Annotated in this window: 9 protein-coding genes; all 9 read left to right on the top strand. The window is 44.3% G+C overall.

Annotated features, from left to right (window positions below; all coding sequences use genetic code 11):
• Positions 1-18 precede the first annotated feature (18 nt).
• A complete protein-coding gene (locus HGJ98_RS09215) occupies positions 19-1,125 on the top strand; it encodes a Coenzyme F420 hydrogenase/dehydrogenase, beta subunit C-terminal domain (protein ID WP_291350775.1) in 1,107 nt (368 codons plus the stop codon).
• A complete protein-coding gene (locus tag HGJ98_RS09210; RefSeq protein ID WP_291350774.1) occupies positions 1,122-3,053 on the top strand; it encodes an indolepyruvate ferredoxin oxidoreductase subunit alpha in 1,932 nt (643 codons plus the stop codon). The genes HGJ98_RS09215 and HGJ98_RS09210 overlap by 4 nt, the downstream gene beginning before the upstream one ends.
• Entirely contained in the window at positions 3,043-3,648 is a 606-nt protein-coding gene (locus HGJ98_RS09205; protein WP_291350773.1) for an indolepyruvate oxidoreductase subunit beta, read from the top strand. Before HGJ98_RS09210 ends, HGJ98_RS09205 begins: the two co-directional genes overlap by 11 nt.
• Before the next feature lie 32 nt (positions 3,649-3,680).
• Positions 3,681-5,072: an FAD-linked oxidase C-terminal domain-containing protein gene (locus HGJ98_RS09200; protein ID WP_291350772.1), complete on the top strand. Its 1,392-nt coding sequence runs from the start codon at positions 3,681-3,683 to the stop codon at positions 5,070-5,072.
• On the top strand, positions 5,065-6,294 hold the full coding sequence (locus tag HGJ98_RS09195) for a (Fe-S)-binding protein (protein WP_291350771.1): 1,230 nt from the start codon (positions 5,065-5,067) through the stop codon (positions 6,292-6,294). Before HGJ98_RS09200 ends, HGJ98_RS09195 begins: the two co-directional genes overlap by 8 nt.
• Positions 6,295-6,313: 19 nt before the next feature.
• A complete protein-coding gene (locus HGJ98_RS09190; protein ID WP_291350770.1) occupies positions 6,314-8,440 on the top strand; it encodes an LUD domain-containing protein in 2,127 nt (708 codons plus the stop codon).
• Between the two features lie 5 nt (positions 8,441-8,445).
• Complete coding sequence (locus HGJ98_RS09185; protein ID WP_291350769.1) at positions 8,446-9,132, top strand: lactate utilization protein; 687 nt, start codon at positions 8,446-8,448, stop codon at positions 9,130-9,132.
• 308 nt (positions 9,133-9,440) lie between these two features.
• Entirely contained in the window at positions 9,441-10,643 is a 1,203-nt protein-coding gene (locus tag HGJ98_RS09180; protein WP_291350768.1) for an ABC transporter substrate-binding protein, read from the top strand.
• Positions 10,644-10,778: 135 nt separating this feature from the next.
• Positions 10,779-11,900 carry a 4Fe-4S dicluster domain-containing protein gene (locus HGJ98_RS09175; protein WP_291350767.1) on the top strand — a complete coding sequence of 374 codons (1,122 nt, stop codon included), beginning with the start codon at positions 10,779-10,781 and terminating at the stop codon, positions 11,898-11,900.
• Positions 11,901-11,963: the final 63 nt, after the last annotated feature.

Raw genomic sequence — 11,963 nt, 5'->3', positions numbered from 1 at the left:
GAAAAAGAGGTGGAAATTATGGAGCAATCCAAGATGCCCTCGCGGTTAAGGAAAGAGGTGATGGAAAGCGGAGACTGTACCCGCTGCGGCCTGTGTGTCGGCTTATGTCCCTACATTAAGACTCAACATGAGCATATTGCTTTCATCCATGATTGTAGCCGGGTCGATGGAAATTGTTACAGAGTTTGTCCTCGCACACAGACCAATTGGGTTGATCTAGACAGGCAAGTGTTTGGAACAGAGCGTACTGATCATGGCTTGGGCAATTACTTAGAAATCTTGTATGCTCGTTCTTTGAATAAAGAAATTACCCGTGCGGGTCAATACGGTGGAGTGGTAAGTACCTTAGCTGCCTACATGGTAGAGAGTGGCCAATCTCAAGGGGCGGTTTTAACAAGAGGAGAGGATAACGGTCCCCCGACACCTTACTTAGCTCGTAACCGAGAGGAGGTACTTGCTTGTGCTGGTTCTAATTACAGTGCCAGTCCTTCACTCTCTATCCTTAATGAAGGGGTATTTGGGGGGCTAGAGGATCTGACGACGGTGGGACGTCCCTGTCAGATCCTAGCGCTCAGAAAGATGCAGGGTTTAACTGATCCATCCCAACACAACCTTAGTGCAAGAAAGGTTAATTTTATGATCGGACTTTTTTGCTTTTGGACTTTGGAGACTGAATTTTATTCATTTCTACAAACCAAAACTGAGGGAGAGAGAATTCTAAGATTGGATATCCCTCAGAACTATCTAGTTGCAACAACTGAAAAGGGGGATGTTCAAGTACCAATTGATGAATTAAGGGCTTTCGTTCGTCCAACTTGTTTACGCTGTTTTGATCCAACAGCGGAATTCGCTGACGTCTCAGTCGGTTCAACTGAGAACGATCCCGAATGGAATACTTTAGTCATCCGAAGTTTCAAAGGACAAGAAATTGTAAATAGGGTATGTACAACGGGGCTCTTAGAAACGAAACCTTACCCCGAGGAACGTCTGCCCTTACTACTCAGCGCTGTTTACAAAAAAAAGAAGCGTGTTTTGGAAGAGTTAAACCAAGGCAAAGGATATGCATATTTAAACTTAAACTCAGATTATGCTAAGGGGATTGAGGAAGGAGGAACCGGTCTATGAGTTTCTTGAGCTTGCAGGTCAATAAATCCGGACGCTCTGTCCTCATGACTGGAAATGAAGCTATTACTAGGGGAGCGATTGAAGCGGGTTTAGGCTATGCTGCCTCATATCCCGGATCACCAACCTCAGAAATTTTAGCTAATTTAGGACGTTTAGCGAAGGAGTATAATTTTTATGCTGAATGGTCCGTAAACGAAAAAGTGGCCATTGAGGAAGCGGCAGCAGCGTCATTTGCTGGGCTGCGTTCACTTTGCATTGTTAAGCAAAATGGATTGAATGTTGCTTTAGATAGTTTAGTCAGTATTTCAATTTCTGGTATTAAGGCTGGAATGGTCCTCGTGGTCGGAGATGACCCAGGTGCACACTCCAGTACAAATGAAGAGGATTCCCGCTTACTTTCCAAAGTGGTTCACATTCCTATTCTTGAACCAAGTACTCCAGAAGAAGCTAAAGAAATGACTCTGGTGGCCTTCCAATTATCGGAGAAATTTAAACTCCCCGTGACTTTGCGCTGTGTGACACGCATTTCCCACGCCAGTGGAAATGTAACCCTTGGTGAGGTAGAGGCGGTGAATAAGGAAGCGATTTTTGCTCAAAAAGACCGTTTTGTCACTAATGCGGCGTTACATCAAATGCAAGAAGTAAAGTTAGCAAAACTACGTCAAATAGCTGATACATTACCGTTTAATACTTATTTCGGACCTCAAAACGCTAAGACAATCATCATAGCTTCTGGACCCAGCACGCTGTACGCGCTGGAGGCCATTGATACCCTAGAAATGGAAAATGAAGTTGGGGTTCTTAAACTAGGGATGACTTGGCCATTGCCAGAAAAATTTCTTTTAGAACATTTAACGCATGCTGAGAAAGTCATCTTTATAGAAGAAATAGAACCTTTTAATGAAGAAAATGTTATGGTGTTGGCTGCTCAGCATATTTCAAAAATTTATCCAATTGAGTTTTACGGGCAGAGATCAGGACATGTGGCTGGGCCTAAGGGGCCGGGAATTGGGGAAATGGATCCCGACAAGGTTAAACAATCCATCGCCAGAGTATTAGGGGTAGATAATAAATCTGAAGAAACTGATGCAAAGTCAAGCGCCAAGTCGGAAACGTCAGATGTTCCAGTTAGAGAAATGGCTTTCTGTGCAGGCTGCCCACATCGAGCATCCTTCTGGGCTATGAAGTCTGCTGTTGCCCTTGACGGACGTAAGGCTGTTATTCTAGGGGATATCGGATGCTACTCTTTAGCTTTGAGACGGACCGGTTGGACCCTGCCGCAAACCATGCATGCCATGGGATCCAGCGCAGGGATTGCTAATGGACTTGGGAAACTAGATAGGTTTAACTTTAAACAACCCGTGATCGCTGTCGTTGGGGACTCTACATTTTTTCACTCCACAATACCTGCCTTAGTTAATGCCCGTTATACTGGAGCACACTTTCTACTGATCGTTTTGGACAATGGGACGACAGCCATGACGGGTCATCAACCACATCCAGGAATGAGCAAAAATGCCATGGGAGAAATCGTAGAGGGTCTCCAGATTGAAGAGGTCGTAAAGGGACTTAGAATTCCTGTAGTGACCCAAGATCCTTTCGATTTACAAGGAACAACTACAGTTGTTTTGAAGCTGCTCAGGACGGAGGGAACAAAAGTTTTAGTCCTTCGACAACCCTGTGCCCTAGTGGCTGCCAAAGCATCAACTCGTCCTAGGGTCTATATTAATCAAAAGCAATGTATCGGAGATGATTGTGGTTGCTCACGCTTTTGTAGTACTACCTTTTCTTGTCCTGCGACCATTTGGGACCCTCTCAAGGGAAAGGCAATAATCGATGAAGTTGTCTGCAATCGCTGTCAAGTTTGTGTAAGCTTGTGTCCACAAGGAGCAATCAAGGTTGAGGAGGGAGCTAACTTTGGCCGCTAAAGTGTTAAACATCATTGTCACGGGGGTTGGTGGACAGGGCAATGTTCTAGCGTCACAAGTCATTGCCACAGCCGCTGTGGACAGTGGCTACTACGTTTCGGTAGGGGAGACCTTTGGTGCTTCACAACGCGGAGGCTCTGTCGCAAGTCATATCCGAGTTTCACAAATCAAACCCTGTGGCCCCCTGATTCCACGGGGAGAAGCTGACTTCATCTTGGGGTTTGAGCCACTGGAGACCTTACGAACCTTCAGAGACTTTGGAAATTCGTCAACTCAGGTCATTATGAATAGTCGCCCAAATTATCCTTTGGGAGTTTTGCTTAACGAGGATCATTATCCTGACATTGCTGTTTTAACGGGTGGCCTTAGAAGAAAATCGCAAAGGCTTTGGGACTTAGAGGCAACAGAACTTGCAGTAGGTCTAGGCCTACCAGTGGGTACGAATATGGTAATGACAGGTGCTTTTGCTGGAGTGTATGCCTTGCAAATTCAGTTGGAGACTTATGAGACTATACTGAAAGGAATGTTCGACAGGGAGATCCTAACCTTGAATCTAGCTGCCTTTCGGGCTGGGGTCAAAGCTGTAACTATTTAATAATCCGTTAGAAAGCAGGGGAGTGGATAGAAATGCCTGGTTTAATTCGGGACTTAGAAGCACTGCTTGATCCCCGACGGGTGTTTTCCCAGCCGGAAGATTTGCTAGCTTATATGAATGACGCTACCCATAAGCGGGTTATGCCTGCTGTAGTGGTACAACCCGTTACGTCTGCAGAAATCTCCCGTGTCTTAAGCTACGCCAATACTCATCGAATTCCTGTCGTACCGCGAGGGGCAGGGACCGGTCTTGCCGGGGGAGCTACCCCAGGGACAGAAAGTATCGTCATCGATTTAAAAGGGCTAAGGCAAGTAATTGAGGTTGATAAGCAAAACCTGACGGCTACGGTAGAATGTGGGGTTGTGACCCAAAAGTTTCACACCTTGGTGGAGTCAATGGGATTGTTCTACCCACCAGATCCACAAAGCATGCTGGTCTGCACGATGGGCGGAAACGTTGCCACGCGAGCTGGTGGACCACGGGGAGTCAAATATGGAACGACTAAGGATTATGTCTTAGGAGTGAAGGCGGTTTTGCCGGATGGGGAGATTATTAGTTATGGAGGTAAATCTGTCAAGATGTCTTCAGGGTATGACTTAGCTCGACTCTTAACGGGTTCAGAAGGTACCTTGGGAATTATCTCAAACGTTACGGTCAAGTTGCTAACCTTGCCGGCCTGTCGTCAGACAATGGTTGCTGTCTTTGCAGAATTAGAGGCGGCCGCAGAAGCGGTTTCGGCGATCATTGCCGCTGGAGCTGTGCCTTCAAGTTTGGAGTTGCTGACAAAAAGTTCCCTGGAAACAATAGAGGCCTTTATGCCATTAGGGCTGCCTAAAGATGCAGAAGCCTTCTTGTTAATTGAGTTGGATGGACATGAGGAAAAAGTTAAGGAAGAGACCCAACAGATTAGGGCTATCTGTCAAAAAAAGGGGGTAACAGAGACGAAAATTGCTCGTGATGCTTCAGAGGCAGAACGTATGTGGTTGGCCCGACGAGTACTTTTTCCCGCCACCGCTCGCCGTGCCCCTAACATCTTGATCGAGGATGCAACTGTTAATCGTACTCAGGTTCCGGCTATGGTCCGAGCAATTAAAAGAATCGCTGAACTTAACCACTTGGTTATTGGGGTATCTGGTCATGTCGGGGATGGGAATCTGCATCCTGGAATTTTGACAGACAGAAGTGATCCAGAACTTATGCGTCGAGCGGAAAAAGCTATGGGTGAAATCGCTAAAGAAGCGCTGAACTTAGGGGGAACATTGTCTGGTGAACATGGCATTGGATATTTAAAAGCGCCCTTTCTGGAATGGGAATTTCAAAGCGCTGGTGTTAACCTAATGCGGCGGATCAAGCATGCTTTCGACCCCAATGGGATTATGAATCCTGGTAAAATATGGGTAGATGGCGGTGAGACTCATGTATAGGCTTAAAGACTATGCCAAAGAGATCAATCGCTGTATCCAGTGCAACTTTTGTCTGGAACACTGCCCTGTTTATATTGAAGATGGTTTAGAATCCAGTGTAGCTAGGGGTAGATTGAATCTCATACAAGCCCTACTCTTGGAAAAAACCCTTATTCTAAGTGACCGAGCTGGAGTACTGCTTAATCGCTGTCTTCTTTGTACCAACTGCACCCAAGGATGCCCAAGTGGAATCCCGGTCGATGATATTGTTATTACTGCTCGGGTGGAACTACAAAAGAACTATGGCTTAGGGAGGGGAAAAAGTTTTCTTTTACGACAAGTGGTAAATCGCAGCCATACAACCAATCTTGCTACCAAGGCCTTGTCCTTGGCCAGGCGTTTAAATATGGTTCCTGAGGAGTTTCCCGAAGTTGCCAGTCCATCGTTTGAACAGCGTGTACCCTCTATCGTTAAGCCTGAAGGAGAAATTCGTGGTAAAGTCGGTTACTTCATTGGCTGTGCTACGAATTACCTTTATCCCGAGATAGGGGATGCCGTAATTAAGGTTTTAACCGCTCTTGGGTATGAGGTTGTTATCCCAGCCAACCAGCATTGCTGCGGAATACCCGCTCTTGCCCACGGTGAACTTGGGGCAGCGCAAGAAGCTGTACGCTGGAATGCGGATTTGTTCTCTAAATTAGACGTGGATGCAGTCATTACAGATTGTACTTCTTGCGGGTATATGTTAAAAGTAAAAGCTGCTAAAACACTGGAGAATAATGACCCCTGCCAAAGTAAGGTGGCTTCAGTGGCTGAAAAAGTTGTGGAGATTACTGAGTTCGTTACTCGCGAGGGGTTAGGGCATAATCTTAAATTGATTCTAGGAGAATCTAAGGATCTGGAAAGGATGGATGTAACCTACCATGTGCCCTGCCATCGGGCGTGGAGCCCTAATCTAATCCAGGCACCTCGTAAACTGATTTCCATGCTGCCAGCGGTGAGCCTTACGGAAATGAATGAACCTCAACGATGTTGTGGAGCTGGAGGATCCTTCTTCGTGGACCATAAAGATTTGGCAGAGTCCATCTTAGAGCGCAAATTGAAAAATATTCAGAGTACTGGAGCAGATGCCGTCATGACCCAATGCCCCGCTTGCCGTTATTATCTAAGAGGCGGTCTAGAAAAACAGATGCCTGTCTTCCATCCCTTAGAATTATTGGCTAAGGCTATGCACCTTATGTAGGGAATGAGAGGAGGTCCATATGAGCTATTCGCTGAAAAATGTTCGAGCTAAAGTAAACGATGGACTTAAGGATACGTCATCCTCTATGGCTCGTCGAAGAATTTCTCGGTTTTTAGGACCGGCTAAGGTTAAAGCTGTGAAGAACTTTCCTCTAGCTGGTCCTCTGCACCGCCAGACAAAAACACAGGCCATAGCTAATTTGCGTGAAAGGCTTGAAGAAGCCATACGGAATTTAGAGGACAATGGCTGCCAGGTTTTCTGTGCTCCTACCTCGGCAGAGGCAATTGCCTATGTTCAGAAAATTATTAAGCCCGGGAGTATGGTTGTCAAAGCCAAGAGTAATGCGGCTAAAGAAACGGGTGTTATAGAAAATCTTCTAAAAGATGGGGTCTCAGTGGTTGAGACTGATATGGGAGATAGGATTTGCCAGCTTGGAGAGATTCCGGCAAGCCATCCCCTAGGACCAGCTCTTCATGTACCAGTCGGCAAAGTAGCAGAACTATTTAGCCTGGAATCAGGTCATGCTGTTGCACCTGACCCCACGAGTATTGTCACCGCTGCAAGGGGCTTATTGCCAGACTCATTTTTCAAAGCGCAATACGGAATAAGTGGTGCTAACGCAATCGCTGCCGATACAGGGTCAATTATTCTTACTGAAAACGAAGGGAACATAAGATTATGCACGAATTTACCACCCATTCATATCGTCTTTGCAGGGATCGAAAAAATCGTACCAACTTTAGAAGAGGCCGTCCATGTTTGTCATACTGCCGCCCTGTATGGAACTGGGGTAAGCGTCGGAGGATATATCAACATTGTAAGTGGACCTGGGCGGAATTCCTTGGATGGGCCGCAGGAGGTTCATGTTATTCTCTTGGAAGAGGGCCGCTGGGAAGCAAAACGTGCAGGATTTGAAGAATCTTTAGCCTGTATTAATTGCGGTGCTTGCTTAAATAGATGTCCGGTTTATAAAGAGTTAGGGGAACAATATGGCTATAAATATTTAGGTGGAATAGGAATCATTCATACTGCTTTACGTGACGGCCTAGAAAAAGCAGCAGAAAATGGCCTTTCGCTTTGTGTCGGCTGCCGTCAATGCATTGATGCCTGTCCTGGAAGTATTCCTATCCCAGATTTAATTCAAAAGATTCGTCAGCGTGTAGTGAAAAAGTACGGTTTAGGGCGACAAAAAAAGCTTATTCTGAAAACCCTTTTCCGTAAAAGAGGTTCTCGAATATGGCGCTGGGGGCAAAAACTACAACCATTGGCTTTTAAGAAGGTTGACAATGAAGAGGGTTATCAGGTCCGCTTTTCTTGGATGGGAGTGGATCCGAATCGATTAATCCCTGCAATCAATGAAAAGCCAGTCTTCACCTTTCTGGAGGAACAATCTGATGCCGTTCTTGGAAAGGATCGTGTTGCATACTTTGCCGGGTGCCTTAATAATATGATCTTTTCAGAGGTGGCTGGGGCAACATTAGAAGTGCTTAGGGAACAAAACCTAGATGTGTTTTTTCCAGCTGAACAAGTATGTTGTGGCTATCCGATGCAGGCTGCTGGGGAATTGGAGATGGCTAAAGAAGTGGCCAGATGGAATTTAGAGGTGTTCTGTACTGGCACAGTCGATAAAATTATTGTGGATTGTCCAACGTGTGGAACAGCATTGAGAGGATATGGGAAGCTGTTAGAAGAGGATCCAGATTGGGGAGGATTGGCAAAAGGATTTAGTGAAAAGATACGGGATATTTTCGAGTTTCTAAGTAAAAAGAACTTGGGGCTGAAGGAGATTCATCAATCATTAGAATACAAGGTTAGCTACCATCAACCTTGCCACTTAAGGTATCTAGGGTTAAATCATGCTCAGGAGATATTGAGTTTAATTCCTGGTGTTAACCTTGGCTCATCAGGGGATGATGAGGCCTGCTGTGGCTTTGGGGGGATGGTAAGCCTGGATCATTACAACCTGACAACCAGCATTGCTAGTCGTAAGATTGAACTTACACCTAATGGGACTGAGATCCTTGCCACAGCTTGTCCTGGATGTATGATTCATTTGACGGATAGGTTATACCAGCAAAATAAACCTATTAAAGTAAAGCATGTTATAGAATTGTTGGCTGATGCCTATCGAAGAGGAAGGGAGTGAGTCTAGTGAACCAGGCGATGGGAGGACCAAAGTGCGACGAGTACCATTGTAATGTAAATAAGAGTTTTGCCAAATTAGAAGGATTTTGCTTGAAGAATCAAGAGAACCTAAAAAAGAAAGCAATTCAAACCTTAGAAGGCCGTGGTTGTCACGTATTCTTAGTTTCCAATGCCGAGAAAGCAGTCGACAAAATAGCCGAGATAGCTCAATCAGGTAGAATAGTTACTTGTCACGACCCCCAGATAGAAGCGCTCGGTATACACGAAATATTGCAGAAAAGAGGAGTGAGGGTACAAGGTACGAATGTGGAGGGGTTTGAACGTGGTGAAATAAACGACGTCTGGTTGAAGATGCGGCAAGAAATTGCTGAGTCTGCTTTTGGCTTAACTGGGGTTCAGGCTGTGGTAGCCAATCACGGATCGTTAATGCTCATGGATGAACGGGGCAGTGTTCATACCGTATCTTCACTTCCCTATACCCATATTGCTGTGGCAAAAGTCCAACATATCGTTCCTGATTTAGCTGATGCTATGATCGTTGCTCGTTCTGCGTCTTTGGGAAAGACAGATAGGAAACTTGTTCGATATATTTCAATTGTTTCTGGGCCTAGCTCAACGTCTGATATAGAAGGGAAAAATGTTCGTGGGATGCATGGGCCGAAAGAAGTTTATGTTATCCTAGTGGAAGAGTGAGGGGTTGACTTCTCTTTATTTGTGTACAAAGTAAACATTAAAAGAGGATAATTGTATGGAATTTAGACATCGCTTTTCAAGGATTAGGTGTAAATAACTGGATTTAAGTGGCACAAATATTGCATCAACATTATTTATTGGTTTATTTTGAATATTCAAAAGGTTCATAATAAATCAATAAATAGTGTCGTATTATCATGCTTGTAGTCGTACAAAGGGGGGATGAACTATTAAATCTTTGTAATGGCTAAAAGAGTAGGGGGAAGACAAGTAATACAGGAAAAGTGGGAAAGAGGTGCATAATTTTAATGAAACTTATAAAAAATTTATGGCTAGTTCTATCTATAAGTGTTCTCCTAGTAGTCTCAGGTTGCGGCACTAAATCGACTGCCAGTGATACTGCGCCAGCGGCTAGTACTGAGGTCAAAACCGTGAACATTGGGTACACTGGCCCCATGAGCGGGGGGGCTGCGTTATATGGTAAAGACGTAACCGACGGCTTAGATATGGCAGTAGAGGAGATTAATGCCAAAGGAATCAATATTAACGGGCAAAAATACAAAATAAATCTAATTAAGCTAGATGATCAATATATGCCAGATAAAGCAGCTACAAATGCACGTAGGCTCAGAGCTGAGTATGATACCCCAATTATCTTTATTCCACATAGTGGTGGAATTTTTGCTCTCCAACAATTTAATGAGACTGACGGTTTCGGAATAATGGCTTATACAAGTGAACCCAAAATTTCTAAAACAGGAAACAAATTAACACTCCAGCTTCCTCCGCCCAATGACCTATATCCTCACGAGTTTTCCAAAATAGTTATGGATAGATTCGGTAAAAAATTAGCCCTCATTCCCACAACAACCCAATACGGTAAAGATTGGAGCTCAATGATAATTCCTGCTTGGGAAAAGCTTGGTGGAACGATTGTTTCCAATAACCCAGTTGATTATAACAAAGAAGTAGATTTCAATACCTTTATCAGCAAGGCCTTAGCGGCAAACCCCGATGTGTTGTTTATAGGCGGACCGTCTCAACCGACTGCTAAGGTTGTTAAACAAGCCAGACAACTCGGCTTCAAGGGAGGATTTATCGTCATGGACCAAGCTAAGCTTGACCAAATGGCTGATATTGTTCCGATGACAGACCTTGAAGGATCCGTGGGTGTTTGTCCCATCGCCAATTTTGATACACCAGGAACAGCTCCTTTTGTCGAACGGTACAAAGCAAAGTATGCTGGTAAAATACCAGCTTCGGAGCAGACCTATAATTATGAACATATGATACTGCTTGCCAAAGGAATGGAGAAAGCTGGTAACGTTACAGATGCTGCCAAGATTTTTGAGGGCATGAAGGGAGTTATGCCTCTTAGTGACCCCAGCTTGGTCCATACACTTTATGGCATTGGTCTCGGAGGTGCTTCAATGACGAATGGCGCCGGGATCGTTATAGAAAATGGGAAGTTTAATAAACCTTTTGCTATTAAGAATCCATTAAGCCCTTAATAGTATTACAGACTAGAGATTCTATCCGGATAAAGTAATGTCAAGCAGATTTTCCCTGACTTGAATGGTTGGGGGAAATCTGCTTTAACTCCATTGGAACCAAGATAGAATTTTGAGGAAAGGGATGGTAAGTAAATGGGACACTTAACGTTAGCAAAGGATGAAGTGTATTTAGCACTTGCTCAACGGTTAGATAAGAATCCTGTGGGGGCACCGCTCAATCCAACGCTAATGCAAATCCTCCACATCATTTATACACAAACTCAGGCCTTTATTGGGAGCAAGTTTCCGTTGGAAATAACCTCAATTAATCAGTTGTCAACCCTTACAGGCCTTAATCCCATGGAACTTGGGGAACACTTGAATTCCATGGCGGACAAAGGTCTGGTTATCGATTTTATCCGAAATGGTGTTAGCTACTATATGTTGACCCCTCTGGTGATCGGTTTCTTTGAATATACCTTTATGCGCGTGAACGAAACGTTACCGATGCACGAGTTAGCCCAACTTTTCCATGCCTATCATAAAGAACCTGGTGTGGTCCAAGAGTTCTTCGGTTCCAATACGAAGTTTTTTCAGACGATGGCCTATGAAAGTTTATTACCTAATGAGGTTGAAACGGAAGTCTTATCTTATGAAAAGGCTTCTCAAATAATTAGGGATGCTGGTGGTGGTTCTCTAACGATGTGTTATTGTCGACACCAGGCTGCCCACTTAGGTACAAAAACCTGTAATGCTCCAATTGAGGATGTGTGTACTTCTTTAGGGAATGCCTCAGAATGGCTTATTAAGCGCGGATTTGCACGTCCAGCCAGCATGGATGAATTACTAAGGGTTTTAGATAAGACTGAGGAACTGGGTCTGGTGCATTTAGCCGATAATGTTCAAAAAAACCCTGCCTATATATGTCATTGTTGTGGGTGTTGTTGTGGTGTGCTAAAAGCAACTAAGGAACATCGTTTTCTATCTGCGCAACCGAGCAATTTCATACCTCAGATAAACGAGGATCAATGCAATGGCTGTGGGACGTGTGCAAAGAATTGTCATATTGAGGGGATTCAAGTCATGGAAAAAGTCCCGGGAGATAAGAAAAGCAAAAAGGCTAGCTTGATTGAGGACCTTTGCCTAGGTTGCGGGGTATGCGTAAAAAGTTGTAAACAAAATGCCCTAACCTTAGTACAGCGTAAAACGATTTACATTCCCCCGAAGAATAAAAAGGAACAAATGCAGCGGATTGCTTTAGAAAAAGGTAAGTGAATCAGGTTATTAGTTTGGTATGGTTTTTGCAATAGAATTTTTAAAGAATTTTCTAATTATTGC

It is taken from the genome of Desulfosporosinus sp. (assembly GCF_014237355.1).
Taxonomy (GTDB): domain Bacteria; phylum Bacillota; class Desulfitobacteriia; order Desulfitobacteriales; family Desulfitobacteriaceae; genus Desulfosporosinus.
The sequence above is the reverse complement of the archived record's forward strand: the minus strand, read 5'-3'. Positions and strand labels throughout refer to the sequence as shown.

What these genes read in the sequence shown, in the direction of transcription:
- HGJ98_RS09200 (WP_291350772.1), top strand. Translation starts at nt 3,681, where the DNA reads ATGCCTGGTTTAATTCGGGACTTAGAAGCACTGCTTGATCCCCGACGG.
- HGJ98_RS09175 (WP_291350767.1), top strand. Translation starts at nt 10,779, where the DNA reads ATGGGACACTTAACGTTAGCAAAGGATGAAGTGTATTTAGCACTTGCT.
- HGJ98_RS09215 (WP_291350775.1), top strand. Translation starts at nt 19, where the DNA reads ATGGAGCAATCCAAGATGCCCTCGCGGTTAAGGAAAGAGGTGATGGAA.
- HGJ98_RS09195 (WP_291350771.1), top strand. Translation starts at nt 5,065, where the DNA reads ATGTATAGGCTTAAAGACTATGCCAAAGAGATCAATCGCTGTATCCAG.
- HGJ98_RS09180 (WP_291350768.1), top strand. Translation starts at nt 9,441, where the DNA reads ATGAAACTTATAAAAAATTTATGGCTAGTTCTATCTATAAGTGTTCTC.
- HGJ98_RS09190 (WP_291350770.1), top strand. Translation starts at nt 6,314, where the DNA reads ATGAGCTATTCGCTGAAAAATGTTCGAGCTAAAGTAAACGATGGACTT.
- HGJ98_RS09210 (WP_291350774.1), top strand. Translation starts at nt 1,122, where the DNA reads ATGAGTTTCTTGAGCTTGCAGGTCAATAAATCCGGACGCTCTGTCCTC.